At 68.7% G+C, this 25,561-nt stretch carries 27 protein-coding genes and 1 pseudogene; 7 read left to right on the plus strand and 21 right to left on the minus strand.

Features of this window, described 5'->3' with window-relative positions:
• Window positions 1-4: 4 nt before the first annotated feature.
• From BG28_RS04090 to rpmB, 7 genes are all read right to left on the minus strand, one after another.
• Window positions 5-847 (minus strand): hypothetical protein, encoded by an 843-nt coding sequence (locus BG28_RS04090; RefSeq protein WP_036474461.1) that lies wholly within the window; start codon window positions 845-847, stop codon window positions 5-7.
• Window positions 848-870: 23 nt separating this feature from the next.
• On the minus strand, window positions 871-3,015 hold the full coding sequence (locus BG28_RS04095; RefSeq protein WP_051500964.1) for a cytochrome c oxidase assembly protein: 2,145 nt from the start codon (window positions 3,013-3,015) through the stop codon (window positions 871-873).
• Entirely contained in the window at window positions 3,012-3,275 is a 264-nt protein-coding gene (locus BG28_RS04100; RefSeq protein WP_036474462.1) for a hypothetical protein, read from the minus strand. The genes BG28_RS04095 and BG28_RS04100 overlap by 4 nt, the downstream gene beginning before the upstream one ends.
• A 172-nt stretch (window positions 3,276-3,447) precedes the next feature.
• Window positions 3,448-3,732, minus strand: coding sequence for an HU family DNA-binding protein (locus BG28_RS04105; protein WP_036474622.1), 285 nt, complete (start codon window positions 3,730-3,732; stop codon window positions 3,448-3,450).
• 465 nt (window positions 3,733-4,197) lie between these two features.
• Entirely contained in the window at window positions 4,198-4,503 is a 306-nt protein-coding gene (gene rpsN, locus BG28_RS04110; protein WP_036474463.1) for a 30S ribosomal protein S14, read from the minus strand.
• A 2-nt stretch (window positions 4,504-4,505) separates the two neighbouring features.
• Window positions 4,506-4,673: a 50S ribosomal protein L33 gene (gene rpmG / locus BG28_RS04115; protein ID WP_022872124.1), complete on the minus strand. Its 168-nt coding sequence runs from the start codon at window positions 4,671-4,673 to the stop codon at window positions 4,506-4,508.
• The gene (gene rpmB, locus BG28_RS04120) at window positions 4,673-4,909 is read right to left on the minus strand and encodes a 50S ribosomal protein L28 (RefSeq protein ID WP_036474464.1); all 237 of its coding nucleotides are present in this window, start codon (window positions 4,907-4,909) and stop codon (window positions 4,673-4,675) included. The genes rpmG and rpmB overlap by 1 nt, the downstream gene beginning before the upstream one ends.
• A gap of 363 nt (window positions 4,910-5,272) precedes the next feature.
• Between rpmB and BG28_RS04125 the strand changes: the two genes are divergently transcribed.
• On the plus strand, window positions 5,273-6,220 hold the full coding sequence (locus BG28_RS04125; protein ID WP_161634792.1) for a DMT family transporter: 948 nt from the start codon (window positions 5,273-5,275) through the stop codon (window positions 6,218-6,220).
• Here BG28_RS04125 and BG28_RS04130 read toward each other — a convergent pair.
• Complete coding sequence (locus BG28_RS04130; RefSeq protein WP_036474465.1) at window positions 6,174-7,628, minus strand: amidase; 1,455 nt, start codon at window positions 7,626-7,628, stop codon at window positions 6,174-6,176. The two genes, BG28_RS04125 and BG28_RS04130, sit on opposite strands and share 47 nt — an antisense overlap.
• 82 nt (window positions 7,629-7,710) lie before the next feature.
• On the minus strand, window positions 7,711-8,715 hold the full coding sequence (locus tag BG28_RS04135; protein WP_036474466.1) for a D-2-hydroxyacid dehydrogenase: 1,005 nt from the start codon (window positions 8,713-8,715) through the stop codon (window positions 7,711-7,713).
• Window positions 8,716-8,856: 141 nt separating this feature from the next.
• Here BG28_RS04135 and BG28_RS04140 point away from each other — a divergent pair, with 141 nt between their 5' ends.
• The 3 genes from BG28_RS04140 to BG28_RS04150 all read left to right on the plus strand — a co-directional run bounded on the left by BG28_RS04140 (window position 8,857) and on the right by BG28_RS04150 (window position 12,081).
• Window positions 8,857-9,525 (plus strand): GntR family transcriptional regulator, encoded by a 669-nt coding sequence (locus BG28_RS04140; protein ID WP_036474467.1) that lies wholly within the window; start codon window positions 8,857-8,859, stop codon window positions 9,523-9,525.
• A 51-nt stretch (window positions 9,526-9,576) separates the two neighbouring features.
• Window positions 9,577-10,578: an aldo/keto reductase family protein gene (locus tag BG28_RS04145; RefSeq protein WP_036474468.1), complete on the plus strand. Its 1,002-nt coding sequence runs from the start codon at window positions 9,577-9,579 to the stop codon at window positions 10,576-10,578.
• A 303-nt stretch (window positions 10,579-10,881) separates the two neighbouring features.
• The gene (locus BG28_RS04150) at window positions 10,882-12,081 is read left to right on the plus strand and encodes a hypothetical protein (protein WP_036474469.1); all 1,200 of its coding nucleotides are present in this window, start codon (window positions 10,882-10,884) and stop codon (window positions 12,079-12,081) included.
• 9 nt (window positions 12,082-12,090) lie between these two features.
• On the opposite strand, the gene BG28_RS04155 is transcribed toward BG28_RS04150, so the two are convergent.
• Both BG28_RS04155 and BG28_RS04160 read right to left on the minus strand, forming a co-directional pair.
• A complete protein-coding gene (locus BG28_RS04155; RefSeq protein WP_036474470.1) occupies window positions 12,091-12,675 on the minus strand; it encodes a thioesterase family protein in 585 nt (194 codons plus the stop codon).
• 55 nt (window positions 12,676-12,730) lie between these two features.
• The gene (locus tag BG28_RS04160; protein ID WP_051500966.1) at window positions 12,731-13,540 is read right to left on the minus strand and encodes a response regulator transcription factor; all 810 of its coding nucleotides are present in this window, start codon (window positions 13,538-13,540) and stop codon (window positions 12,731-12,733) included.
• A 245-nt stretch (window positions 13,541-13,785) separates the two neighbouring features.
• Here BG28_RS04160 and ald point away from each other — a divergent pair, with 245 nt between their 5' ends.
• Window positions 13,786-14,898 (plus strand): alanine dehydrogenase, encoded by a 1,113-nt coding sequence (gene ald, locus BG28_RS04165; RefSeq protein WP_036474471.1) that lies wholly within the window; start codon window positions 13,786-13,788, stop codon window positions 14,896-14,898.
• Between the two features lie 32 nt (window positions 14,899-14,930).
• On the opposite strand, the gene BG28_RS04170 is transcribed toward ald, so the two are convergent.
• Both BG28_RS04170 and BG28_RS04175 read right to left on the minus strand, forming a co-directional pair.
• Entirely contained in the window at window positions 14,931-16,046 is a 1,116-nt protein-coding gene (locus tag BG28_RS04170) for an enoyl-CoA hydratase/isomerase family protein (RefSeq protein ID WP_036474472.1), read from the minus strand.
• A 90-nt stretch (window positions 16,047-16,136) separates the two neighbouring features.
• Window positions 16,137-16,982: a CoA ester lyase gene (locus tag BG28_RS04175; RefSeq protein ID WP_036474473.1), complete on the minus strand. Its 846-nt coding sequence runs from the start codon at window positions 16,980-16,982 to the stop codon at window positions 16,137-16,139.
• 486 nt (window positions 16,983-17,468) lie between these two features.
• Between BG28_RS04175 and BG28_RS14210 the strand changes: the two genes are divergently transcribed.
• Window positions 17,469-18,179: a GerMN domain-containing protein gene (locus BG28_RS14210; RefSeq protein WP_051500967.1), complete on the plus strand. Its 711-nt coding sequence runs from the start codon at window positions 17,469-17,471 to the stop codon at window positions 18,177-18,179.
• Here BG28_RS14210 and BG28_RS16695 read toward each other — a convergent pair.
• The 5 genes and pseudogenes from BG28_RS16695 to hisC form a co-directional block, all read right to left on the minus strand.
• On the minus strand, window positions 18,176-19,072 hold the full coding sequence (locus BG28_RS16695; protein WP_051500968.1) for a dihydrolipoamide acetyltransferase family protein: 897 nt from the start codon (window positions 19,070-19,072) through the stop codon (window positions 18,176-18,178). The genes BG28_RS14210 and BG28_RS16695 overlap by 4 nt on opposite strands.
• Before the next feature lie 443 nt (window positions 19,073-19,515).
• A pseudogene (locus BG28_RS16700) lies at window positions 19,516-19,683 on the minus strand (biotin/lipoyl-containing protein); the annotation flags it as partial.
• Between the two features lie 2 nt (window positions 19,684-19,685).
• The gene (locus tag BG28_RS04200) at window positions 19,686-20,681 is read right to left on the minus strand and encodes an alpha-ketoacid dehydrogenase subunit beta (protein ID WP_036474477.1); all 996 of its coding nucleotides are present in this window, start codon (window positions 20,679-20,681) and stop codon (window positions 19,686-19,688) included.
• Window positions 20,678-21,814 (minus strand): thiamine pyrophosphate-dependent dehydrogenase E1 component subunit alpha, encoded by a 1,137-nt coding sequence (locus BG28_RS04205; protein ID WP_235180959.1) that lies wholly within the window; start codon window positions 21,812-21,814, stop codon window positions 20,678-20,680. The genes BG28_RS04200 and BG28_RS04205 overlap by 4 nt, the downstream gene beginning before the upstream one ends.
• A gap of 77 nt (window positions 21,815-21,891) precedes the next feature.
• Window positions 21,892-22,998, minus strand: a complete 1,107-nt coding sequence (gene hisC / locus BG28_RS04210; RefSeq protein ID WP_036474478.1) for a histidinol-phosphate transaminase — start codon at window positions 22,996-22,998, stop codon at window positions 21,892-21,894.
• A 1-nt stretch (window position 22,999) separates the two neighbouring features.
• Here hisC and BG28_RS04215 point away from each other — a divergent pair, with 1 nt between their 5' ends.
• Window positions 23,000-23,389, plus strand: coding sequence for a phage holin family protein (locus BG28_RS04215; protein ID WP_036474479.1), 390 nt, complete (start codon window positions 23,000-23,002; stop codon window positions 23,387-23,389).
• On the opposite strand, the gene BG28_RS04220 is transcribed toward BG28_RS04215, so the two are convergent.
• The 3 genes from BG28_RS04220 to BG28_RS15300 form a co-directional block, all read right to left on the minus strand.
• The gene (locus BG28_RS04220; RefSeq protein ID WP_036474480.1) at window positions 23,345-23,947 is read right to left on the minus strand and encodes a hypothetical protein; all 603 of its coding nucleotides are present in this window, start codon (window positions 23,945-23,947) and stop codon (window positions 23,345-23,347) included. The two genes, BG28_RS04215 and BG28_RS04220, sit on opposite strands and share 45 nt — an antisense overlap.
• Window positions 23,948-24,012: 65 nt before the next feature.
• Complete coding sequence (locus BG28_RS04225) at window positions 24,013-24,852, minus strand: hypothetical protein (RefSeq protein ID WP_161634793.1); 840 nt, start codon at window positions 24,850-24,852, stop codon at window positions 24,013-24,015.
• Window positions 24,853-24,855: 3 nt separating this feature from the next.
• The gene (locus BG28_RS15300; protein ID WP_036474482.1) at window positions 24,856-25,386 is read right to left on the minus strand and encodes a hypothetical protein; all 531 of its coding nucleotides are present in this window, start codon (window positions 25,384-25,386) and stop codon (window positions 24,856-24,858) included.
• Window positions 25,387-25,561: the final 175 nt, after the last annotated feature.

A 25,561-nucleotide genomic window follows, 5' to 3' on the forward strand; every position in this document is an offset into this window, starting at 1 on the left:
CTGGCTATTCTGCGGTCTCCAGCGCGGCGGAGGCTTCCGCGGCGATGGCCTCGGCGATGGAGGTGAACTCCGCCGAGCCAGCCGCCTCACCCCCGGTGAAGGAGACCATGATGATGTCATCATCCACCTGCGTGAACAGGATCTGGGCGTGAGTTGTTCCATCATCGCCGCTGCGCTGCCAGGAGTACGCCACGGTGTTCTCCGCCTGCTCGGCAGGGACCTCTGCCTGCTCCTGCAGGTCCGGCTCCTCGATGCGCAGCACGTAGTCGAGCCCGTCCAGGGTGAACTCGGTGTCCTGACAAGACTCGAGCAGCTCCGCGACGTTCTCCAGATGCTCGGCCACCCGCTCCCGGTCGGCCTCCCCGTCCAGCGTGGCCAGCTCGATGGATCCGACCCCGGAGAAGCTCTCGGCGAAGTAGTCCGCGCGCACGCTCTCCTCACCGAGCAGCAGCGGAGAGAAGTCGACCGCCGCCAGCGGCTGCGCGCAGGACTCGGGACTCACCTCCACCTCCGGGTCCTCCCCGGCCAGGGAGTTCTCCTCGAGCAGCTCTCGATAGGATGCGGCGACCTCGTCAGAGACGAATCCCTGTTCGGCGAAGCCGAAGCTCGCGGCGCGCTGCGCCCCCTGCGCGGCGGCACCGATCAGCCGGTCCGGGGCACTCAGATCCGCGGCACCCGCGTCCCCCGCGCCGTCGCCGGTTCCGTCGCCCGCTCCCTCGCCCTCGGCGTCCGGGTCGCTCTCACCCTGGCCGACCCCGGCGTGGTCGGCGTCATCCGGCGCCGCCTCCTGCGGATCTGCCCCGCAGGCGCCCAGCAGAAGCACCGCGATGAGCCCGGCGCCGGTCACGGGCAGCCGAAGCCTCGATGATGTCATCGTGGTCCGTCCCGTTCCGCCATCTCAGCAAACATGTCGTTGTAGTCGTTGAGCTCCGCATCCCCGGTGCGGTCAGCCTCGCGGTCCAGCCGCTTGGTCTCTCGCTTGTCCTCACGGGACCAGATGACCCCGGCGACGAAGGACATCAGGATCGCCGGGATCTCGCCCAGCGCCCACATCAGCTCACCGCCGCTGCGCTGATCCTCCAGCGCGGTGAATCCCCAGTCATAGCCCATGTTTCCGAACCAGGCGGCCTGGATCAGCTGATCCGAGCTGGTCATCGCCACGGCCAGGAAGGCGTGGAACACCATGGTGGCCAGAAGGATGATCAGCCGCATCGGGTGCGCGGGCCGGGCCGGCAGCGGATCCTGCCCGATCAGCACCAGCGCAAAGATGTATCCGGTGGCCAGGAAGTGGAAGATCATCAGCTCATGACCCACGTGGAACTCCAGCACGAGTCCGAAGATCGGGGTGTAGTAGAAGATCAGCAGCGAGCCGGCGAAGTTCACCGCCGCGACGATCGGGTTGGTGACGATCTTGGAGAAGCGGGAGTGCACCAGCCAGAGGATCCATTCGCGCGGGCCGCGGGTACCGTCGGTGCGCACATCCAGCGCGCGCAGCGCCAGCGTCACCGGGGAGCCCATCACCATGAAGATCGGAGCGACCATGGTCAGGGTCATGTGCTGGATCATGTGTCCGGAGAACAGCACCATCCCGTAGACCGCTGGACCGCCGGAGGTGACCCAGAGCAGAACCAGCAGCCCGAAGAGCCAGCTGGCCGCGCGCAGCAGCGACCAGGAGTCCCCGCGCCGGCGCATCCGCAGCATCGCGAGCACGTACCAGGCGGCCAGGAAGACGACGATCGCGACCCACAGCCAGTCCGGGCGCCAGAGGGTCAGCCAGAGAGTCCCGCTGGGCTCAGGCGGCAGGTCATAGCCGGTGAGCAGCCGGGCCGGGGTGGCGTCCGGGGGAAGGTCCTGGGGCACCGGCGGGGCGGTGCGGCCCAGGATCGCGCTGACCCCGATGACCGCAGCCATGATCGCGACCTCCACCAGGATCAGCTGGAAGAGCAGCCCCGCAGGACGCGCGCCGCTGCTCAACCGGGGAATGATCCAGGACCGGTGCATCCACCCGATGGCCGCAAGGGCCAGGGTGGCCAGCAGCTTCGCGGAGATCATCAGGCCATAGCTGGTGGAGGTGAGCTGCCCCAGCATCTCGATGCGCAGGCTCGCGTTGATGACCCCGGAGGCAGCCACGGTGAGCAGCGCCAGCCCGGCCAGGGCCGAGTAGCGCCGGAGCAGCGTCTCGGTCATGCCGGGCGCCTGCTTCGGACCCCTGCGCTGCGCCTCGGAGTCGCCTCCGGCGCCGGGTCGCTGCGGGTCCGCGGCGTCGGGGCTCAGCGCCGGGCCGAGCAGCGCCAAGACCACCAGACCACCGACCCAGATCACGACGCCGAGCAGGTGCAGCCCCAGCGAGTTGACCGCCGCGTAGTGGTCATCGCCGGAGGCGGAGTGCCCGACCAACGCCATCGGCAGGATCGAGGTGAGTCCGAGCACCGCGATGAAGAACAGCCCGCCCGGTGCGCGCACGGCGGTGACCAGGGTGGTGAAGACGGCGGCGATCAGCACCACCGCGGCCCACGCCTGTCCGGTGGCGATGGACTGCACGTAGCCGAAGAATCCGGCGGCGAAGGAGTCCGAGGCGGAGAGCTCGAGTCCGGAGAGCGAGGAGAAGCTCAGCACCAGCACGGCCACGGCCGCCACCGTCCAGACCACGCCGGCCAGTCCGGCGATCTGCAGGGTCCGGGTGAAGAGCGGATGTTCCGCGGCGGGAGACTGGTCGTCCTGCAGCTTCTTGCGGCGCCGCGGACCGGCCTGGGGCGGCACCGCGACGGCGGCCAGGATGACCGCGGCGATCGCGGTGGCCATGGCGAGGTGGTGGACGAACCGGGCGATAGGCAGCCCCCACCGGGTCAGCGCACCGGGGTCCGAGAGTTCACCGGGGTCATTGACGCCGCTGAGCACGCCCGTGACGATCAGGGCCAGCAGGCCCGCACAGAGCGCCGCCGCGGTCAGTGGCAGCGGAGCGGTCCAGAAGCGATCCGGCGTCTGGCGCTGGAGCGTGGGCGCGGAGCTGCTCACGCGCCGTCGTCCCGTCGTGGGTCTGGATCCTGCCGAGGGTCCTGCCGGGGGTTTTTCCGGGGAGCCTTCCGGGGGCCGTCCGTCTCAGTGCCCTGCTGGGACTGCTCCTGCCAGCGCGCCGAGTCCTGCATCTTGCGTCGGGCCAGCACGATGACCAGCACGAGCAGGAGCAGGCTGCCGATGCCGAAGACCAGCGGTGCCCAGTCGGGCAGCTCGGGCGCGGCAGGTGCGGCCGCGGTGAATGCGAGTGGGACTGTCATGGCGGGGCTGCACCTTCCTTAGGCCTTCGGGGCTTGGGCGTGAAACGATTCTACGCCGCGTAGAAGACCCGGCGCAGACGACGTCGCCCCTCGCCCGCGTCTTGGGGCGAGGGCGACGTCGTCAGCTGGGCCGCGACGGCTCCGTGTCACACGGTGCCGCGGCTCATCGGACTCATTTGCCGGTGGCAGCGGCCTTCAGCTTGGAACCGGCGGAGAGCTTCACGGAGTAGCCCTCCGGGATCTGGATGGTCTCACCGGTCTGCGGGTTGCGTCCGGTGCGGGCGGCGCGCTTGGTGCGCTCCACGGCCAGCCAACCGGGAATGGTGACCTTCTCGCCCTTGGAAACCTGCTCGGTGAAGACCTCGAAGACTGAATCCAGCACGCCGTTGACGGCGGCCTGGGAGTTTCCGGACTTCTCTGCGACTGCTGCGACGAGCTCGCTGCGGTTCAGTGCCATGTGTTTGTCCTCCTGGACGTATTCGGTGGCAGTCCCCGGCATGACCTGCACGGTGTGTGCTGCCGGCGCGATGTTCTGCGTCGACGGAGCGGTCATGCCGCGTGGGGCTTTCAGAACGGCAACTTACCACGCAGGCACTGCGGAACCAGCATGGAACCGCGTGATCCTGGGCCAGAACGCCGCATTTCCCGTTGCGCGAACCCTCCGGAGGACCATTTGAACGGGTGATATGAACAATAGGCCGTCGAACAAAAAACCACCCGCGGGAGGGCTGATGCTGTTCCTCCAGGGGGTGAGGAACAGCAGCCTCCGCGCGGGTGGCGGTCTTTGTGAAGCTCGACCGTGGGAACGCTCGAGCTTCGGGTCCAATCTACAGCAGAATGTGTATTGGACAACCACTGACGGGGTGGGTCACTCGGAAGTGACCCAGCCCGTCAGCGAGGATTCCGCTTCAGCCTCGGCTGATCACCAGGAAGACTTGGTGATGCCGGGAAGCTCACCCTTGTGAGCCATGTCGCGGAAGCGGATGCGCGAGATGCCGAACTTCTGGAAGGTGCCGCGAGGGCGACCATCGATGGAGTCGCGGTTGCGCACGCGGATCGGGGAAGCGTCGCGGGGAAGCTTCTGCAGACCCACGCGAGCTGCCTCACGGTCCTCGTCCGAGGCGTTGGGATCAACGAGGGTCTTCTTGAGCTGCAGACGCTTCTCGGCGTAGCGCTCAACGATGACCTTGCGCTGTTCGTTCTTTGCGATCTTGGATTTCTTGGCCATGATCAGCGCTCCTCTCGGAAGTCGACGTGCTTGCGAACGACCGGATCGTACTTCTTGAGCACGATGCGGTCGGGGTTGTTGCGGCGGTTCTTACGGGTCACGTAGGTGAACCCGGTGCCTGCCGTCGACTTCAGCTTGATGATGGGACGTACGTCCTTGTCCTTGGCCATTAGAGCTTCTCACCCTTCTCGATCAGCTCGGCAACGACAACGTCGATGCCGCGGACGTCGATGGTCTTGATGCCCTTGACGGACAAGGTCAGCGTCACATTGCGTCCCAATGAAGGAACCCAGTAGCGCTTCTTCTGGATGTTCGGGTCGAACCGGCGCTTGGTGCGCCGATGCGAGTGGGAGATCGAGTTGCCGAACTGCGGCCCCACTCCGGTCACCTGGCAACGTGCTGCCATGATCACTCCTCTTGCGTAAGTACGTGAATGTATACGGGCGGTCCCCGATTCTGGGTCCCGCCACCAGCTATGACACCGTTACTTGCGAGGACGGACCAGGCTGGGTGAGATCCAACCGAAGTGTCTTCTCATTCGTCCAGCGAAACGCCGGACGGACGGTGGTGCTTGATGTGGTGCACTGGAATCCAGGCTTCACAACCGCCGCGCTGCTTTCCGGCGCCGATACCCATGCAGCCCCCGCTCCAAGAGGACACGCATGTGCACAGCGCAGCACGGCTTGCGACTGTCTATGCTAGCCGGGGCGCGGCCATTCGGCAAAGCGGGTGAGCGGCCGGGATGATCAGCGGCGGTACAGTCATGGCCGTGACTGCGAATCAGGGCGTGACCCAGGACCATGGCGTGACCCCGGACGCCGCCCGCACCCGTTCGGTGCTTCCGGTGGCGGCCATCATCGCCACGGTGCTCATGTGGGCCTCCTCCTTCGTTCTGATCCGGTTCTCCGCCGGGGAGCTCTCCCCCGGGCCGCTCGCGCTGCTGCGGCTGCTCGCCGGAGCGGCGACGCTGAGCATCCTGCTGCTCTGGGTCCGGCGCGGGAGGCTGCACCGGCCCACCCGGGCGGCGCTTCTGCTGACCGCGCTGTTCGGGGTGATCTGGTTCGCGCTCTACACCGTGGTGTTCAACCTCGCCGGGCACTACATCGACGCCGGAACCATCGCGATGGTGGTCAATCTCGCCCCGCTGATGGTCGGCGTCGGGGCCGTGGTGTTCTTCAAGGAGTCCTTCTCCACTCGGCTCTTCGTCGGCATGGTGGTCTCGCTGTGCGGCATCGGACTGATCACCGTGGCCGGCTCCACGGGCCAGCTGGCCCTGGCCGGGCTGGGCATCGCGCTGATCGCCGCGTTCCTCTATGCCGCCGGAATGCTGATCCAGAAGCTGGCGCTGCGGCACACCGATCCGCTGACCGCCACCTGGCTGGCCTGCGCCGCGGGCACGATCGCGCTGCTGCCCTTCCTCGGCGCCACCTGGGCCGAGCTGCAGACCACCTCGACACCGGTGGTCCTGGGCGCGATCTATATGGGGATCGGTCCCACCGCGCTGGGCTTCTGGTTCTGGGGCTATGCGATGAACCACTTCCCCACCGGCAAGGTGGCCGCCAGCACGCTGGCGGTCCCGGCCGTCGTCGTGGTGATGTCCTGGCTGACGCTCGGCGAGATCCCGCCGCTACTGGGGATCATCGGCGGCGCCGTGACGCTGACCGGTGTGGCTATCGCACAGCTTCGCCGGCCCGGCCGACCCGCGCGAGCGGGCTGACCGGTGCGCTGAACTTCTCCCCGCTGGCCAGCTCATAGGCTCGAGCCGCGCGCAGCACCGAGCGATCCTTGGTCCGCGCTGCGACGATCTGCAGCCCCACGGGAAGCCCGGCGCCGGTGAGCCCGCAGGGCACCGAGACAGCGGGCTGCTGGGTCATGTTGAACGGGATGGTGTAGGGGGTCCAGCTGGTCCACAGGTCCGAGGGCCAGCCCTCCGGGGCCTGGCGGCTTGCATCGAAGGCGGGGATCGGCATGGTGGGGGTCACCAGCAGGTCGTACTTCTGGTGGAAGGCTCCCATCCGCACACCCATGTCCATGCGCACCCCGGTGGCGCTGAGGTAGTCCAGCGCCGAGGCGTCGGCGTACTGCTGGATCCCGGCGCGCAGTCCCGGGTCGACCTGTTCCAGTGCGCCCGGGCCGTAGGCCTCCAGCACCTTCGCCGCACCGGTGAACCAGAGCACGTGGAAGGCCTCCACGGGATCCGTGATGTTGGGATCGACCTGCTCCACCTCGGCGCCGAGCGAGGCCAGCAGTGCCACCGCCTCATCCACCCGTGCCTGGACCTCGGGATCGTTGGAGCCGAAGCCCAGAGTCGGCGAGTAGCCGATCCGCACCCCGGCCAGGGAGCCGCCGTCGACCTCGAGGTCGGCGAGCTCCGCCGAGAAGGGGCGCGTCTGTGAGGGCAGCGCGGACCAGTCGCGGGCGTCGAATCCGGCGATCACATCGAGCAGCAGCGCGGTGTCGGTCACGGTGCGCGCCATCGGCCCGGCATGGGCAAGGGTCCCGAAGGGGCTTGCCGGGTACATCGGCACGGTGCCGTAGGTGGCCTTGATCGCCACGGTGCCGGTGAACGCCGCCGGAATCCGCACCGATCCGCCGCCGTCGGTCCCCACCGCCCAGGGGCCCATTCCGGCGCCGACCGCGGCCGCCGCTCCGCCGGAGGAGCCTCCGGAGGTCAGCGCGGGGTCCCAGGGATTGGTGGTCGCGCCGAAGCGCAGCGAATCGGTGGTGCCCTTCCAGGCGAACTCCGGGGTTGTGGTCTTGCCCAGCAGCACCGCGCCGGTCTCGCGCAGCCGCGCCACACAGGGCGCGTCATAGTCCCAGGGGCCTGCCTCGTCGATCAGCCGGCTGCCGCGCAGCGTGGGCCAGCCCACGGTCGGGAAGATGTCCTTGATCGAGGTGGGCACCCCGTCTCCGGGGCCCCGCGTCTCCCCGGAGGCCCAGCGCCGGGCCGAGCCCCGGGCGGAGTCCAGGGCAGATTCGCGGTCCACCAGCACGAAGGCGTTGAGCGCGCCGTTGTGCGCGTCGATCCGGTCCAGGGCAGCCTCGGTGGCGTCCACCGGGGTGAAGTCGCCGGTGCGGTATCCCGCGAGAAGCTCGACGGCGGTCAGGTCAGCAAGGTGCGCCATGCGCCCCTCCTCAAGCTCTGGAGTCCGAAGACTCGTCTGGTGCAACAGGATGGATGGGTGGATCCCGGTTCAGCGTCTTGATTCAGTGCCGCGGGACGTATCCCTTGGCGGTGTCCACGATGTTCCTCAGCTCCGCTCCGTCGAGCCAGCGTCGCGCGTTCTGCACAAACTGCTCCGCGAGCGCCGTGCGCCAGCCGAGCACGTCTCCGGACATATGAGCGGAGATGGTGACGGAGTCCATCGTCCACAGCGGCGAGTCCGTCGGCAGCGGCTCCTGGGCGAAGACGTCGAGGGTGGCACGCCCGAGGCCCCCGTCCTGGAGCGCCCGGACCAGCGCCGCCTCGTCCACCGATTCCCCGCGACCGATGTTGATCAGGTGGGCGCCGGGGCGCACTGCGGCCAGGGACTGCTCGCCGATCAGCCCGGTGGTCTGCGCGGTCAGCGGCGCGGCATTGATGATGTGGTCGAATCCACCGATGTGGCTCGGCAGGTCCGCGCTCTCCACCACGGTCCCGAAGTCTGGGTCCTGCTCTCGGGCGGTGCGCCCGGCGCCGGTGACCAGGATCCCGACCGCGCGCAGCAGCCGCGCCGTCTCGCGCCCGATGGCACCTGTGCCGATGATCAGCGCGCTGGTGCCCTGCACCTGCTGCGTCTCGCGGTGCACCCACCGGCGGTTCTGCTGGTGACGCAGACTTCCCGCGAAGTCCTTGGCGTGAGCGAAGATCGCGGCCAGCACGTACTCCGCGATCGGACGGTCGAAGATGCCCTGCGCGTTGGTCACAGTGACCTCCGATCGGCACAGGTCCTCAAACATCAGCGCATCCACCCCCGCAGCCGCGACGTGGATCCACTCCAGAGAGTCGGCCTGCGGCCAGGCCTGCTGCACCGCCGGGGAGAAGAAGTCCCAGAGGAACAGCGCCTGTGCCCCCTCGAGGGCGGAGCCGAGTCCCGCGGCATCGGTGTACCTGACCTCGGCCAGGCCTTCGATCGGTTCGAGCCCCTCGGGCCGCTGAAGCTGGTCTGGGTCCTGGGTCTCCGCCTCAGCGCGGGGACACAGCACCGTGATGATCGGTCTCGCTGCGGTCATGCTCACCTGCCTGTTTCTGGCCCGTGGTCTCGGCCCGGTGGGGCCCGTGGTCTCGGCCCGTCTCTGGTCTGCTGACCTATCATCTTCAGGTGCGGCTATGCTATGAATACCCGTGAAGATTGTCAACAATCCGGAGATATCATGAGCGCCGCGCCCGGCTTCCAGCCCGTCCACCGAGAGTCCACCTCCGCGCTGATCACCCGCCAGCTGCGCGAGGGGATCATGCGCGGCACGCTGCCCGCAGGCACCCAGCTCTCCGAGGTCAGCTTGGCGGCGGAGTTCGGCGTCAGCCGCGGCCCGCTGCGTGAGGCCATGCAGCGCCTGGTCCAGGAGGGGCTGGTGCGCAGCGAACTCAATCGCGGACTCTTCGTCAAGGAGCTGGACGAGGCGGAGATCCGAGACCTCTACCTGACCCGCACCGCGATCGAGACCGCCGCGGCACGCGCGGTGGCCCACGGCGAGACGGTGACCCAGAGCCTGGAACGCCTCCGTGCCCGGGCGACGGCGATGGCAGAGGCCGCGGCCGCCGAGGACCTGCAGGCGCTGGCAGATGCGGACTTCGCGTTCCACGAGGAGCTGGTCAACCTGGCCGGGAGCCCCCGGCTGCACCGAGTCCACGAGACCCTGATGGTGGAGACCAGGATGTGCCTGACGGCGCTGCAGGGGACCTATTTCGACCCCGAGGACCAGGTCGCGGAACACTCACGCATCGTCGAGGCCATCGCGGCCGGCGATGACGCCGCGATGGTGCGCGAGATCGAGGAGCACATGCAGGAGGCCCTGGATCGCCTGGTCAGAGCGACCCGTTGAGCCCTGCACACACCCATGGTCCTGCGCCGCGGTCGGAGATAGGGTCGGAGGATGGAATTCAGATATCTCGGACATTCAGGACTGAAGATCTCAGAGATCACCTACGGCAACTGGTTGACCCATGGCTCGCAGATCGAGAACGATGTGGCCACCCAGTGCGTCCACGCCGCGCTGGACGCCGGGATCACGACCTTCGACACCGCTGACGTCTACGCCAACACCGTGGCCGAACAGGTCCTCGGCGATGCCCTCGCCGGGCAGCGCCGGGAGTCCCTGGAGATCTTCACCAAGGTCTACTTCCCCACCGGCCCCAAGGGCCACAATGACACCGGACTCTCCCGCAAACACATCCTGGAATCGATCAACGGTTCCCTGACCCGGCTGGGCACCGACTACGTCGATCTCTATCAGGCGCACCGCTATGACTACGAGACGCCGCTGGAGGAGACCATGCAGGCCTTCGCCGATGTGGTTCGCTCCGGCAAGGCGCTCTACATCGGGGTCTCGGAGTGGAACGCCGAGCAGCTGCGTGCGGGACACGCGCTGGCCAAGGATCTGGGCGTGCAGCTGATCAGCAACCAGCCGCAGTACAACATGCTCTGGCGCGTGATCGAGCCCGAGGTGGTCCCGGCCTCCGAGGAGCTCGGCATCTCGCAGATCGTCTGGTCACCCATCGCCCAGGGCGTCCTGACCGGGAAGTATCTGCCGAATCAGCCCGCTCCGGATGGCTCCCGCGCCTCGGACCAGGAGGCTGGAAAGTTCATCGAGCGGTACATGGGTGACGAGATCCTCACCGCGGTACAGAACCTCAAGCCGATCGCCGCAGATCACGGCCTGGATCTCGCGCAGCTGGCCGTGGCATGGGTGCTGCAGAACCCCAACGTCGCCTCGGCGCTGGTCGGCGCGTCCCGCCCGGAGCAGATCTCCGGCAACGTCGCGGCCGCCGGCGTCCGTCTCGACGATGCGGCGATGCATGCCATCGACGCGGTGATCGGTGATCTGGCCGAACAGGATCCCCGTCTGACCAAGTCACCCGAGACGCGCATCGGCTGACCCCCGGGTCTCTCGACGCTCCGAGACGCAGGCGGCACCCAGCCCGCCCGGCCGCGCACCGGCCGCGCACCGGCCGCGCACCGGCCGCGCACCGAATGGTGCCGCATGGGTGCCGCCTGCGTCTCAGGATTCGGAAGTCTTTACCGTTTCGTTATGAAAATGCGAGTCCGAACCGTAGACTGGTTGCTGGATTGAAGACATGGACAGCCGCCTGAACATGGGCGCAGCTACACACCGGTGCGGGGGCGGATCTGAATGAGACGAGGAGCACGGTGGGTCGGCCCACTCTGCTGCACGGCCCTGGTGAGCACCGCGCTCCTGGCAGGATCCACAGCAGCCGTCGCGACCGGCGAAGAGGCACCTGAGACCTCCGCCTCCCCCACGCCTGCACCCGCTCCAGAGCAGCTGGACCCGACGACGGGCCCCACGGATGCGCCAGAGCAGCTGGACCCGACGACGGGCCCCACGAATGCGCCAGAGCCGACCGGACTCGGCATCCCTGATCCGGAACCCACGGAGCCGCAGCCCACCGAGCTCGAGCCCACGGAGCTCGAGCCCACGGAGCCGCTCCCCACAGCCCCCGAGCCCTCCGAGCCTGAACCCACCGAGCCGCTCCCCACAGCCCCCGGGCCCACTGATCCTGGGCCCACGGACCCCGGGACCCCTGAGCCGGAACCCGAACCTGAGCCTGAGCCTGAGCCTGAGCCTGAGCCCACAGAACAAGAGGCTCCGCCGTCGTTCCCCACCGATCCGGAGCAGCCGAGCCCCGCGCCGACCCAGGCTGAGTCCTACCTCAGCTGCGGCTCCGCCTTTGCGGCTCCGGGGCAGACCGAGACCCTGCGCCTGCAGATGAGCAGCGGGCTGACCGACCTCACGGTCGGCACGAGCCTGACCGGTGCAACCATCTGGGTCGAGGACGGAGTGGTCTATTACCAAGCGCCGTCACCGCTGCCGCCGGGCGCTTCGCAGGATGACTTCTCGATCCGGGGGCTCACCCCGAGCGGGGAACGGGTCTCCGACCGATGCAACATCGGACTGCAGTCCAGCGCTGAAGGCGCTGAGGGCCTGCCACAGTCGACCCCGCCCCAGCCGAGCGCGCCTGAAGAGCCCTCCACAGCTGAGGACATCGAGGCGCCGGGCACACCCGAGACCTCAGCCACACCGGAGTCCACCGAGACCCCGGGCACCGCGAGCACACCCGCGGAGTCCGAGGAGACCTTCAGCGGCCCCCCGATCCCAGGAATGCCCGACTACTCGCTGCCCCAGCCTGGACTGCCCAGCGCCGCCCCCTCGGCGTCGGACTCGCAGCCGACCCCAGACCGCGAGACGGCCGGTGACTCAGGGCAGGAAGCGAACTCCGGGCAGGAGGATGACTCCGAGCTGGCCGTGACCGGACTGAGCACTCTGCATGCGTTCACCGCCGTCGTTCTGGCACTCTTCGCCATCCTTGCTGGTGCCGCTGCGGTGATCCTGGCCGCTCGCCGGTCACACTCGCCCCGCTGAGCAGCTGTTTCAGGACTGCCCCGCGGCGCGGGAACTCTGCTCCCAGGTGTTGGGAGCAGGCTTCCGGGCGGCTGGAAGTGCCGCATCGCGCCGCCAGGAATGAAGCTCATCGCTCACCGTGAGATCCTCGGGCACCTCATGACCGAGTTCCCGGATGGCCCCGAGGATATCGGCATTGGACACCGGCCCGGCACTGGAGAGCAGCCGACCCGCAACATGGGCCCGCACGTAGATCTCACCGTCGACCACTGCTCGCTGCTCGAAGTAGAAGCACTTCTCATCGAAGCCGATCATCCGGGTGTGGATCTCGAACCGCTTCATGAACGTGACCGAGCGTCGGAAGGTGATCTGCTCGGACTGGACCACCGGGGACCATCCGCGGCTGCGCATCTGCGCCCAGAGTCCGCAGCGAGCCATCAGATCAAATCGACCCAGGTCAAAGAGCGAGAAGTACTGGCCGTTGTTGATGTGCAGCGCGATGTCGACGTCGGTGGGCAGCGCGCGCAGCGTGAGCACCGAGGATTCCCAGGGAGTCATAGAGGGGCGACGGCGGGCGCGGAGCAGCACCAGGAGGGTGCGGAAGATCACATGCATAGGAGCAGTCTGCCATAAGCTACCGACTGGTAATACGTCGGCTGCCGCCCGCCCTTCAGGGCGAGCCGGCGGAGGACGCCGAGGTCAGGCCGGAGGGCCCGTGCTCGGCGGGGCGCAGCACGTAGCCGGCGCCTCGAACCGTGTGGATCATCCGGGGCATGTCGGCCTCGATCTTCTTGCGCACATAGGAGATGTAGAGCTCCACGATGTTGGCCTGTCCGGCGAATTCGTACTCCCAGACCTGCTGCAGGATCTCGGCCTTGGGGAGCACCGTCCTGGCATGACGCATCAGCAGCCGAAGCAGACGAAACTCGGTGTCTGAGAGGTCGATGTCTCGGCCGCCGCGGCGCACGGTGCGCGCGGCAGTGTCCAGCTCGAGATCCCCGACCAGCAGGCGCTCCCCCTCGGCGCGTTCCGGGAGCCGTGCCGTGATGAAGTGAAGCCGACGCAGCGCCTCGTCGACCGAGATGGGTCCCGCCATGTGGTCGTCCCGCGGGCGCACGGTCTCGAGCAGTCTCTGCAGATCGACGTCGGCGTCGAACCAGTGCAGCACCGCAGAGGGGTCGGTGCCCGCGCGCAGATCCTCCAGGACCTTCTCGCCATCGCTGACCCGCCTGCTGGAGCGCGCGTCCATCACGAAGAGCTCCGGGGCATCGACCTGCAGCGCCTGCCGGGCAGTCTCCGCGCTCGACGCGAGCAGCACCTTCACGTCGATCCCACGCAGCCGCTGACACAGCTCTGAGGCCGCCGGGGATGGCCCGCCGAGGATGAGCACCGGCGAGGAGATCAACAGCGCGGCCGGCGCTGGGGGCGGCGACGCCGTCGGGAGCCCGTGCAGCGGCCCGGAACTGGACTCACCCGCCATCGCACCTCCCGCATCGCTGAACCAAACTGCCTCCTCAGGACGTGGCAGATGTCCAGGAACTCTACAGACTGCCAAGCTCTGAGCCTAGGGTGAAGCCCCAGACTCAACAACAGCTTGACCCCTGAGGCCTCCAGAGTCGGCGCGGGTTTCATGAAAGACTGGACTCGGTGACTGACATCACCCCTGATCTGTCACCGGTTCACCGCAGCGCACCCGCCCCATCCGGCACTTATCGAGGAGAACAGATGATCATCGGAGTCCCCGCCGAAGTGAAGAACAACGAGTTCCGCGTGGCCCTGACCCCGGCCGGCACGGTGGACCTCACCGCCCGTGGACACCGGGTGCTGATCGAGAGCGGAGCCGGCACCGGCTCCGGCTTCACCGATCATGACTTCCGCGCCGCTGGCGCCGAGATCATCGGCGGCGCCGATGAGGTCTGGGAGCAGGCGGAGATGGTCCTCAAGGTCAAGGAGCCGCAGGCCGAGGAGTTCCCGCGGATGCGCGAGGGACAGATTCTCTTCACCTACCTGCACCTCGCGGCAGAGCCCGCCTGCGCCCGCGCGCTGCAGGAACGCGGCGTCACCGCGATCGCCTACGAGACCGTCACCGGCACCCATGGCCTGCCGCTGCTGGCCCCGATGAGCGAGGTCGCCGGACGACTGGCCCCCCAGGTGGGCGCCTATCACCTGATGCACTCCCAGGGCGGTCCCGGCATCCTGATCGGCGGTGTTCCCGGCGCGCGTCCGGCGAAGGTCGTGGTCATCGGCGGCGGCAAGGCCGGAGAGCAGGCGGCGCTGACTGCGCTGGGCATGGGCGCCGACGTGACCGTGCTGGACCTGAACATCGAACGTCTCCGGGAGCTCTCCGCGCTCTCCGGGCGCGGGCTGACCACCCTGGCCTCGAACACCCTGACCCTGACCGAAGAGGTCGCGGCCGCGGACCTGGTGATCGGTTCGGTGCTGGTCCCCGGAGCGACCGCACCGAAGCTGGTGACCCGTGAGATGGCGGCAGCCATGCGTCCGGGCTCGGTGCTGGTGGACATCGCCATCGACCAGGGCGGCTGCTTCGAAGGGTCGCGTCCCACCACCCACGCTGATCCGACCTTCACCATCGGCGAGCAGATCTACTACTGCGTGGCGAACATGCCTGGCGCGGTGCCGCACACCTCCACCGCTGCGCTGACGAACTCCACGCTGCGCTTCATCTTCGCCCTGGCGGACAAGGGCTGGAAGCAGGCGCTGCGCGAGGACCCGCACCTGGCCAACGGCCTCAATGTGCACGCCGGGGACCTCACCAACGCCCCGGTGGCCGAGGCACTGGGGGCGCGGCACCGCGCCCTGGCCGACGTGCTGGCCTGACCGGCCTCCCGACCGCCAGCGGCTCAAGCGCCTCAGAGGCTCTGGCGGTCGGCGAGCCGGTGCCCCGGCACCGCGGTGAAATAGGTCTCCACGAGCTCGGCATCCACCTCGTGGATCTCGGCGGGGCTCCAGCGCGGAGCCCGGTCCTTGTCGATGATCTGCGCCCGGATGCCCTCGCGGAAGTCCGAGGAGCGCAGCATGTGCACCGCGATGGTGAACTCGGCCTGGAGCGCGACGGGCAGCGTGAGCTCCTCGGCGTCCCGGATGGCGCGATGCGCGACCTTCAGCGAGACCGGAGACTTCTCCCGCAGCGACTTCGCGGCGGCCGCCGCGGCCTCATGGCTCACAGCGAGCTCATCCAGCCGCTGAAGCACCCCCTCCACGCTCGGTTCGGCGTAGGCCTGGTCGATCCAGCCGCGCGAACTCTCCAGCGTCGAGGCTGCGGAGCTGCGGGTGAAACGGGGCAGCACCGCCTCCACCGGCTCGGCGCTCAGCGCCTGGGTCAGCTCCGGCAGCCTCTCACCCGGGACCTCGACGTCGGCGAGGCCCAGCGCGATCGCGTCGGCGGCGTCCAGATGCGAGCCGGTGAGCCCTGCGTGCAGCCCCAGCTGGCCCGGCGCCCGGGAGAGCAGCCAGGTGCCTCCGACGTCCGGACAGAACCCGATCGTGGTCTCGGGCATCCCGGCGCGGGTGCGCTCGGTGACGATCCGATGCGAGCCGTGGGCGGAGACTCCGATGCCGCCGCCGAGCACCAGGCCGTCCATCAGTGCGATATAGGGCTTGGGATACTCGGCGATCGCGAGGTTGAGCGCATACTCGTTGGCCAGGAACGTCTCACTGGCGAATTCGGCGGCGTATCCGGGGACGCCTGTGGGCAGGATCCCGCCGCCGTCCTGCTTCTGCAGCGCGACCATCTCCTGGTAGAGGCTGGCGACGTCCCCGCCGGCGCAGAGCCCGCGATCTCCGGCGCCGCGGATGAGCACCTGGAGCACCCGATCATCCTCGGCCCAGTCCTGAAGCTGTACGAGCATGGACTCACACATCAGCTGGGTCAGCGCATTGACCGCCCGGGGGCGATTCAGCGTGATGATTCCGAGGTGTCCGCGCAGCTCAAAGGCCACATCGCCGGTATACGTCTCCCTGCCCATGTGAGCGAGGTTACACGGGCAGGGCACATCTGACCCAACAGAGCTCCCAGAGAGAGTCTCGCGGCACGCGTCAGACCCGCAGAGGGCGGATCAGGCGTTCCAGAGACCGTAGGAGTCCGCCAGGGAGGCGATCTTCTGAGCGCGTGCCAGGCGCGGGAGGTAGGAGCCGTCGCCGATGGAGCCGCCGGCCTCGTGAGCCTCGATCAGCTCGCGGGCCCAGTTCAGCTCATCCGCCGAGGGCGCCAGTCCGGTGTTGATGTGCTCGACCTGGGCCCGGTTGAGCGAGAGCTTGCCGGTCATGCCCATGCTGGCGGTGACCTGGCAGGCTTCGCCCGTCTGCTCCGGGTCGGCATCTGCGGCCGTCGGGCCGTCGATGGCGCCGGGGAGTCCGCCGACGCGCGAGGCGATCACCAGGCGTGCCCGGGCATAGGCCAGCGCCATGGGATCGGCGGAGACTCCGACGTCCTTGCGGAAGTCATTGGTGCCGAAGGCCAGCCGGAAGGTGCCCGGGGCCGAGGCGATCTGCGTGGCGTTCTCCACCCCGAGGGCGGACTCGATGAGCGCGATCACCGGGGTGCCGGCACGCAGGCGCATGGCGGTGTAGGTCACCTGCTCGGGGTGCTCGGTCTCGGCCAGCATCACTCCGCGCAGCCCCTCGGCGCGCGAGAGGGCTGCCAGGTCGGCCTCCCAGTGCTCGGAGGTGGTGGGGCTGACCCGCACCCAGGCCGTCATCCCGCCGTTGAGCGCGCGCAGCACCGCCTCGCGGGCCGCGACCTTCCCATCATCGGGGACCGAAGCCTCCAGATCGAAGATCACCGAGTCGGCCTCGCTGGCCAGCCCTGGAGCGAAGTCCTGCTCCCTGGAGGCGTTGATCAGCAGCCACGAGCGGGAGAGTTTGGCGGGCAGCGCGGCCGCGCGACGGTTCCGGATGGGCATTGCACCAGCCTACCGGAGAAGCCCGGGACGACTGGTGACGGGTGGCATGGGTCACCGCTGGGCCACCGGCAGCCCGGGAGCAGCTCTGGACCCCAGGGTTCAGAGGTGTTGACATCGGCGTGAACGGACCCCAAACTTGAAACGGTTGAACTTCAAGTTTGAAATACATCACTTGGACTTCGATTCCGGACGCGGTTTCAGGTTCCCCCGAATCACCTGGCCGACGTCGCCCCGTGGGGAGGAACTGCTGGCTGGGTGCAGGACTGCCACCCCTGTCTGCACCCGGTTTCCTCAAACCACACCGCGGGTGGAAGGCGACCCCCGTCACCGCGCCTTCCACCCGCAGGGGCCCGGGGTATGCGACCCCGGGCCTGCCGCCCCGGACCCGCCGCTCCAGGCTGCCGCTCAGCCCGTTCATGGCATCCGAGCCGCTCCTCAGAGGGCCGCGGATTCGGTCTGCGCGGGTGCAGCTCCTATTCTGGTGCCATGACCCTGACCTCCCGGCGCCATGCACATGCGCGGCTCAGCGCCGGCTGCCTCGGGCTCGCGATGCTGATCGTCGGCTGCGGCTCTCCAGATCCGGGTCCGGAGGAGCCGGAGGAGCCGAGCAACGCGATCCCGCAGCCCGAGATTGAAGGGGACGATTCGGTGCGACTTCCGCTGGCCATGGTGAGCCCCGACGGGCAGGCTCAGGCGGCTCCACTGGGCGGGAATGGCACCCTGGAGGACGAACAGGCCCCTGGCAGCCCGGTGGAGGAGACCTCCGAGGGCGCCGTGGCGCAGGAGATCGAGATCGCCAGGACCGCGCCCTTCGGCTGCGACGACACCGTCTCGGTGGTCCGATCCGTGCCGATGGTCACCGAGGACCCCGCGACGGCGGCCCTGGAGTTCCTGATCGATGACCAGCTCTCCTCCCACGGCTCACCGGCGTTCCTGAACCCGCTCGCCGCCTCCGAGGATCTCAGCGTGGACTCGGTGGAGGTTGAAGGCGATCTGGTGCGCGTGGCCCTGAGCGGCGAGCCGGTCAGCGAGGGGGAATGTCAGTCCTGGCAGATCCTGACCCAGATCGAGACCACGGCCCGAGTCGCGACCGGGGCCAGCTCCAGCGAGGTCACCGTGGACGCGGAGCCGCTGGCCGAGCTGTTCGGGCTTCCGGCGGACCGGGAGCCCCTGGAGATCGTGGAGATCACCCGCTAGTCGATCAGCAGGCCTGGCTGCTCCATGACCGCGGCGACGTCAGAGATGAACCGACCGGCGAGATCGCCGTCGATCAGCCGATGATCGAAGGAACCGCCGATCACCATGACATCGCGCGGCACGATCTGCCCCTCCACGACCCAGGGCTTCTTCCGCACCGCGCCGAGCGCCACGATCGAGGCCTGGCCCGGGGGGAGGATCGGGGTTCCGCTGTCCAGCCCCAGGCTGCCGATGTTGGTGATCGAGACGGTGCCGCCCTGCATCTCCCCCGGAGTGGTCCGGCCTTCGCGGGCGTCGCTGGTCAGCTGGGTCAGCGCCGCGGCCAGGCCGCGGGTGTTGAAGGCATGGGCCTCGTGGATCACCGGCACCACCAGCCCACGCGGGGTCGCGGCGGCGACCCCGAGGTTCAGGTAGTTCCGCAAGGTGTAGTGCGTGTCATGCCAGGTGGCGTTGACCTGCGGATTGCGTCGCGCCGCCCAGATGATCGCCTTGGCCGCGAAGAGCATCGGGGACACGCTGAGCCCTGCGTAGGAGGGGTCGTTCTTCAGCACCTGGCGCAGCTCCATGGTGCGGGTGACATCGACCTCCTTGAACACCGAGACATGCGGCACGGTGGTCGCCGAGGCGGTCACGTTGCGCGCAGTGGCCTTGCGCACGCCACGGACCTGGATGTTCTCCTCGCGGGGCCCGTCATAGAGCAGGCCCGCCTCCTCCGGGGTGGTCTTGCGCCGCGCTGGAGCAGGCGCCCCGGGGGCGGGGACCTGGCCGGAGGCGCGCTGTTCCAGCTTCTGCTTCGCCTGACGCTCCACGTCGTCCCGGGTGATCTGCCCGTTGCGTCCGGAGCCGACGAGCTCCCAGACGGCGACGCCGAGCCGCTTGGCCAGGGCCCGCACCGGAGGGCTGGCCCTGGCGACGATGTCGCGATGTCGGTGTAGCCGCCGCCGGCGGGTGCCGGGGCCGCGATATCGAGGCCCTCCAGGTCCACCAGGTCAGGAGCGGTGGACCGGGTGCGTGTGCGGCGCACGGCGGAGTCCGCCTTGGGGCCGGAGCCGACCAGGGCCTCGTTCTGGCGCCAGGGCTCTCCGTGGGCCTCCCGGGCGGCGGAGCCTCGATCGGCGCCCTCGCGCTTCTGGGCGGCGGACTTCTTCGCCCGGCCCGAGCGTGAGCGGCCCGGCTTCTCCTCGGCGACGGGCGGCTCGGCGGGCTCCTGCGTCACGGGCTCGGAAGTCGCCTCCGGGGCGGAACCGGCGTCTGGCGTCGCTTCGCCCTCGGCGGCGATCCGGATCAGCGGCGCCCCCACCTCGAGCGTCTCGCCCTCTGCGGCAAGCAGCTCAGTGACCACGCCGGCGAAGGGCACCGGCAGCTCGACCAGCGATTTGGCGGTCTCGATCTCGACCACGATGTCGTTGACCTCGACGGTCGCACCCACGGTGGTGCGCCAGGTGACGACCTCGGCCTCGGTCAGGCCCTCGCCGACGTCGGGAAGGTTGAAGGTCTCAGCCATGCTCAGGCACTCCTCTGGTAGCTGAAGCTGCGGTCCACGGCTTCGAGCATCCGATCGATGTCCGGAAGGTACCGGTGCTCTTGGGCTGACGGTGGATACGGCATATGGAATCCGCCCACGCGCAGCACCGGGGCCAGCAGCCGGTGGTGCGCCCGTTCGGCGACCCGTGCGGCGATCTCGCCGCCGATTCCGCCGAAGGTCGGCGCCTCGTGGGCGACGATGAGCCGCTGGGTCTTCGCCGCGGAGCGCGCGATGGTCTCGTCGTCGAGCGGGCTGATCGAGCGAATGTCCACCACTTCGATGCTGCGGCTCTCGGCACGGGCGGCCTCGGCGGCGGCCAGCGCCACCGGAACCAGCGGGCCGTAGGTGGCGATGGTGGCGTCGGTGCCCCCGCGGAGGACCTGGGCGCGGAACGCGTCCGGCGCCGGGTTCTGGAGGTCGACCTTCCCCTTGAGCCAGTAGCGGCGCTTCGGCTCGAGGATGATCACCGGGTCATCGCTGACGATCGCCTGGCGGGTCATCCAGTAGGCGTCCTGCGGGTTCGACGGGGCCAGGATGCGCAGTCCGGCGGTGTGCGCGAAGAGCGCCTCGGGGGATTCGGAATGGTGCTCGATCGACCCGATGTGCCCGCCGTAGGGCAGTCGGATCGTCACCGGGACCTTCACCCGGCCGTCGGTGCGGTTGTGCATCTTGGCCAGCTGGGTGGTGATCTGGTTGAACGCCGGGAAGACGAAGCCGTCGAACTGGATCTCGGCCACCGGCCGGTAGCCGCGCATCGCCATGCCGATGCTGGTCCCGACGATGCCGGACTCCGCCAGCGGGGAGTCGATCACCCGGTGGGTGCCGAACTCGGCCTGCAGCCCCTCGGTGACCCGGAAGACTCCGCCGAGCGCGCCGATGTCCTCGCCGATGAGCAGCGTCTTCTGGTCGGCGGCGAGCTCATCGCGCAGGGCCGCGGTGATCGCCTTGGCCATGACCATCTCTTTGATCGCGCTCATCCTGCGGTGCCCGCCTCCGTCTGCTCTTCCGCGAATCCTGCTTCGTAGTCCTTCAGCCAGGCCTTCTCGGTCTCCACCTGGCGGTGCGGCTCCGAGTACACGGTGTCAAAGACCCGGTCCAGGTCGATCGGCTCCATGGCCAGCACGGACTTGCGCATGTCCGCGGCGAGGTCCTTGTACTCGGCGTCGACCTCGGCGAAGAAGTCCTCATCAGCGTGGCCTGCGGAGCTGAGCCAGGAGCGGTAGCGCTGGATCGGGTCGCGGCCCTTCCAGAGCTCCTCCTCCTCGGAGCTGCGGTACTTGGTGGGGTCATCGGCGGTGGTGTGGGCGCCCATCCGGTAGGTGACGGACTCGATGAGCTTGGGCCCGTTGCCGGCCCGGATCTCACCGGAGAGCTTGGCCGCCACGGCGTAGCTGGCGAGCACATCGTTGCCGTCGACCCGCACGCCTTCGAACCCGTAGCCCTTGGCGCGGTTGACCAGCGGCCCGCGGGACTGAGTGCGGGTGGGCACCGAGATCGCCCAGTGGTTGTTCTGGATGAAGTAGAGCAGCGGCAGCTCATAGGAGGCGGCGAAGACCATGGATTCGTGGGCGTCGCCCTGGCTGGTGGCACCGTCGCCGATGCAGGCCACGACGATCTCATCCTCGGCGCGGTCCCGGGGCACGCTCTCCGTCCGCAGGTCCTGGTTGATGCCCATGGCCCAGCCGGCGGCGTGCAGGGTCTGCGCGGCCAGCACCAGGGTGTAGACGTGGAAGTTGTGCTCGCGCGGGTCCCAGCCGGTGTGCCGGGTGGCCCGGAACATGGTCAGCAGCTCCTCGGGGGAGATTCCGCGGTAGAGCGCCATGGCGTGCTCGCGGTAGGTGGGGAACACCATGTCGGAGGACTTGATCGCCGCGATGGTGCCCACCTGGGCGGCCTCCTGGCCCAGCGCCGGCGCCCAGAGCGCAAGCTGCCCCTGGCGCTGCAGCGAGGTGGCCTCGGCGTCGAGCCTGCGCTCCATCGCCATATAGCGATAGAGCTCGCGCAGCTTCTCCGCGCTCAGCTCCGCGATGAACGGGCTGTAGACCTCGTTCTCGGTGAGCTTCCCCTCCGGGGTGAGCAGCTGGACGGGCTGCACCTCTTCTGGCTCCACAGTGTGATCCTCTCCGACGGCACCGCTGATCGACGCCCTGCGAGCAGGACGGCCATCGCTTATTGTGTCAGCTCGACTCAGGCTGGGAATCTGTAGGTCCGGCACAACTCGATGAACCGATCATTGGCCTCGACCTCACCGATCGTGACCCGCACACCCTCACCGTTGAAGCCACGGACCGCCAGCGCCTGGAGCCCGGCCGCCTCGGCGAAGGCGGTGGTCTGCTCCTTCAGCGGAAGCCAGACGAAGTTGCCCTGGGCCTCGGGGATCGTCCAGCCGGCCTCGGTCAGCGCCGCAGTGACCCGTTCGCGCTCGGCGACCAGGGAGTCCACCCGCTCAAGGACCTGATCGAGATGTTGCAGCGAGGCCAGCGCCGCGACTTCGGCCACGGTGGACACGCTGAAGGGTGCCGCGACCACCCGCAGGTGGCGGGTGATCTCCGCGCCGGCGATCGAGTAGCCGACGCGCAGGGCAGCCAGGCCGTGCGCCTTCGAGAAGGTCCGCAGAACCGCCACATTGGGGTGCTTCCGGTACAGCGCAAGCGCGTCCAGCGGATCCTCGGTGCGGACGAACTCCTGGTAGGCCTCATCGATGACCACGACGACGTCGCCGGGCACCTTGGCCAGGAACGCCTCGACCTCGCGGTGCCGCAGCGCCGGGCCGGTGGGGTTGTTCGGGGTGCACAGCATCAGCACCTTGGTCTTCTCGGTGATCGCTGCGAGCATCGCCTCGAGGTCGTGTCGCCCGTCTTCGAGCACCGGGACCGTGACGTCCTTCGCGCCGGCGGTGCGCACCACGATCGGGTAGGCCTCAAAGGAGCGCCAGGCGTAGATGACCTCGTCCTGGCTGCCGTCGCTGTTGGATCCGGCGAAGGCGTTGATGATCTGGGTCAGCGCCCCGAGGCTGCCGGTGCCGGCGACGATGTCTTCCACCGGGACGTCCAGGAGCTTCGCGAGCCCGGCGCGCAGGTTCTCGGCGTTGGGGTGGGGGTAGCGGTGCAGCGTGTCCACTGCGGCCATCGCTTGAGCCACCTCGGGGACCGGCCCCAGGGGATTCTCGTTGGAAGAGAGCTTATACGGCGTGAGTCCTTCGGCCGCCTGCGGCGGCTTGCCTGCGGCATAGGCGGGCAGAAGGCTGACGCTTTCCCGTGGGGTGATCGACCCGGCGCGTGAGAACATAGTCATCGTGAGAATCCTACTGGCAATTATTCTGAATGCCCTGGCCCTCGCCGCAGCGGCCTTTCTCGTTCCCGGCATCTACATGGACGGCGCCGAACAGGGCACCGGGGCGACGATCCTCGCCTTCCTCTTCGTGGGAGCCGTCTTCGGTCTGGTCAATGTGGTCATCAAGCCGATCATCTCGCTGCTCTCACTGCCGATCACCTGCCTGACCCTGGGCCTGTTCGCTGTGGTCATCAATGCGGGCATGCTGGTGCTCACCGCCTGGCTGACCTCCTGGACCCCGGTGCACTTCGTGGTCGAGGACTTCTTCTGGAGCGCAGTGCTGGGGTCGATCGTGGTGGCCCTGGTCTCAGCGCTGCTCAACCGTTTCATCCTGCGCCCGCTCGAAACCTGATCCGCCTCCCGCAGGGAGCTGATCCAGGCCTCCGGCCAGCTCCGCGATGACCTCCTCGAGCTCGTCCACCCCCTTGGAGTCCCATTCGGTGGAATAGACCGTGGCCCCGTGGTCTCCACGCAGCGAGTCGTTGAGCTCCGCGAGGTGGACGCGCTGACCCGCATCCAGGTGTTGTGACTCCTGGGCCTCGAGGATCCGGATGGCCTCGATGTTGTGCGCGTAGTCGTGGCTGGCGCCGAAGACTCCCCGGGGTTCGGCCTGCGGGTCCTGATGCTCATAGGTGATCTGGACCCGATCCGCCGAGAGCTCGCTCGATGCGCCCAGCAGCTTCGGGACCGGGTCATTGGCGTCCTGGAAGCTGGTGGTCCTGATCCCGGGCAGCGTCGGGCCTTCTCGCGCCGGGGCCGCCACGGTGGCGACCTGCGAGATCCGGTATTTGCTGGCCAGCCTGCCGCCGGCGGCGATGTTGCGCGCATGCAGCCCACCCAGGGAGTACCCGGTGATGACCAGCTCGTCCCCTGGCTGGGCCCCGGAGTCCTGCAGCGCCTGATCGATCACCTCCTGCAGGTGTGCCGAACCATTGGTTCCGGCGTCCAGCAGGCTGTTGAGTCCGCGCCCCGCGCTCAGATCCAGCTCCCCCTGTGCCAGATCTTCCCGGTCGATGTCCTGAAGACCTCGGGAAGCTCCAGGCCTGGGAGGTGGATGAGGTGTCGGGCGGGCGCCCCGGGCTGGGGTCGGGAGGAGATGCTGAAGTCTCCCAGCTCTGCGACCTCTGCCTGCGCCTGCAGGTGCTCACCGAGCGTGTCCACCTCGGTCGCCGCCAGGGCTCGAGTCTCCCGGCTCAGCCGCTGCCTGCTCCCGCGCGAGATCCGGCGGGCCTTCTCCAGCAGCGACTGATGCACCAGTCCCAAGGCCTCCTGGGAGGACCGCAGCACCGGCTGCTTCCTGGCGAGCAGCTTCAGCAGCAGCGCGAACCCCTGACCCAGGTTCACCAGAGCGGTGCGGCCCCAGGCATCGGCGAGTGCCTTGTCCCCCTGGGGGTCCAGCAGGTGTGGCTGGATCTGCGGATACTGCCCCAGGTGTCTGGCGGCGCCCATCGATTGTCTCAGCAGCGCCTCGGTCTCCCGGTAGCGCCCATGCGCGATGCGCACGGCGCGCGCCGTCTCTCCCATGGCCCAGGCCGCCACCGAGGTCTCGGCCAGGCTGATCCCGAGCTGCGCCCCCAGCAGCGGGATCCTGAAATGCAGCGCGAGCCCGGCGACCGAGCCGAACAGCTCGGTGGTGATGCCGCTGAGCGCGCGGCCCTGCTCCTCCGTGAGGGCCTCGGCGCGGCTCAGGCTCGCGGCCGCGACCTGCAGGCTCTCGAGCACCAGGTTCAGCTCGGTGGGACCTCCGTGGGCCTGCACGGTGTACCTGCGCGGGGCGGGCTCGCCGTAGTGATCCTCGGTGATGACGAACATCAACGCTCACCCCTGTGCCGCCGCCAGGCGGGCCAGCGGAAGCCCGCCGTGGGACTGCACGAACCGCAGAAAGCCCTCGGCGCTCTCCGAGGCCTCTCGCGCGCCGAGCACCAGAGCCCGGGCTGCACGTTCACCGCCGACCGCCGGCACCCCCGCGAGGGCGGCATCCGCGGCGTCCACAACAACCCCTGCCACCGCCCCTGCAGCCACCCCCGCCACGACCCCCGTCGTATCCAGCGCCGCCGCCAGCACCCGCGCCTGATCTGCCTGCTGGCGCAGATCTGCCGCGATGAGCCTGGCGCTGGCCGAGATCTCGAAGATCCTCGACTGCCGACTGCGACATTGCGCAACGTGGTGGAAGGTCACGGCGATGAAGGCCTGGCCGGCGGGCGAATGCCACTGGACCTCCTCGCCTCCGGTCAGGACCGCCTGCACACACTCCTCGGCCCGCTGCGCCACGGCGTCCAGCCGCAGCGCCGCCTGCTCATAGTGCTGCGCGGCCTCATCGAACTGCGCGGCGGCCCGGGAGAAGACCATGGGTGCTCACTCCTTGTTCTGCCAGGGCCGGTTGCGCGGTGATCCGGTGCTGGACCGGCCAGGAACCAGCTGACGATGATCAATCTAGGCACCCGCACCCGGGTGCGCCGGCGGTTCGCGCAGAGGGTGGAGTACCCGGGCGGGCGGCATCGTCCTCGCCGGTGCTGGGGAAAAC

The sequence above is a fragment of the Nesterenkonia sp. AN1 genome, assembly GCF_000582475.1.
Taxonomy (GTDB): Bacteria; Actinomycetota; Actinomycetes; order Actinomycetales; family Micrococcaceae; genus Nesterenkonia; species Nesterenkonia aurantiaca.

Bases quoted from the DNA above. Each gene is read 5' to 3' on its own strand.
- BG28_RS04105 (WP_036474622.1), bottom strand. From the start codon at position 3,732: ATGGCACTGAACCGCAGCGAGCTCGTCGCAGCAGTCGCAGAGAAGTCC.
- BG28_RS04130 (WP_036474465.1), bottom strand. From the start codon at position 7,628: ATGGCGCACCTTGCTGACCTGACCGCCGTCGAGCTTCTCGCGGGATAC.
- BG28_RS04155 (WP_036474470.1), bottom strand. From the start codon at position 12,675: ATGCATGTGATCTTCCGCACCCTCCTGGTGCTGCTCCGCGCCCGCCGT.
- rpmG (WP_022872124.1), bottom strand. From the start codon at position 4,673: ATGGCCAAGGACAAGGACGTACGTCCCATCATCAAGCTGAAGTCGACG.
- BG28_RS15300 (WP_036474482.1), bottom strand. From the start codon at position 25,386: ATGGTCTTCTCCCGGGCCGCCGCGCAGTTCGATGAGGCCGCGCAGCAC.
- BG28_RS04160 (WP_051500966.1), bottom strand. From the start codon at position 13,540: ATGGCGGGTGAGTCCAGTTCCGGGCCGCTGCACGGGCTCCCGACGGCG.
- BG28_RS04140 (WP_036474467.1), top strand. From the start codon at position 8,857: ATGAGCGCCGCGCCCGGCTTCCAGCCCGTCCACCGAGAGTCCACCTCC.
- BG28_RS04145 (WP_036474468.1), top strand. From the start codon at position 9,577: ATGGAATTCAGATATCTCGGACATTCAGGACTGAAGATCTCAGAGATC.
- BG28_RS04100 (WP_036474462.1), bottom strand. From the start codon at position 3,275: ATGACAGTCCCACTCGCATTCACCGCGGCCGCACCTGCCGCGCCCGAG.
- BG28_RS04200 (WP_036474477.1), bottom strand. From the start codon at position 20,681: ATGAGCGCGATCAAAGAGATGGTCATGGCCAAGGCGATCACCGCGGCC.
- BG28_RS04135 (WP_036474466.1), bottom strand. From the start codon at position 8,715: ATGACCGCAGCGAGACCGATCATCACGGTGCTGTGTCCCCGCGCTGAG.
- BG28_RS04175 (WP_036474473.1), bottom strand. From the start codon at position 16,982: ATGCCCATCCGGAACCGTCGCGCGGCCGCGCTGCCCGCCAAACTCTCC.
- BG28_RS14210 (WP_051500967.1), top strand. From the start codon at position 17,469: ATGACCCTGACCTCCCGGCGCCATGCACATGCGCGGCTCAGCGCCGGC.
- hisC (WP_036474478.1), bottom strand. From the start codon at position 22,998: ATGACTATGTTCTCACGCGCCGGGTCGATCACCCCACGGGAAAGCGTC.
- ald (WP_036474471.1), top strand. From the start codon at position 13,786: ATGATCATCGGAGTCCCCGCCGAAGTGAAGAACAACGAGTTCCGCGTG.
- BG28_RS04170 (WP_036474472.1), bottom strand. From the start codon at position 16,046: ATGGGCAGGGAGACGTATACCGGCGATGTGGCCTTTGAGCTGCGCGGA.
- rpsN (WP_036474463.1), bottom strand. From the start codon at position 4,503: ATGGCCAAGAAATCCAAGATCGCAAAGAACGAACAGCGCAAGGTCATC.
- rpmB (WP_036474464.1), bottom strand. From the start codon at position 4,909: ATGGCAGCACGTTGCCAGGTGACCGGAGTGGGGCCGCAGTTCGGCAAC.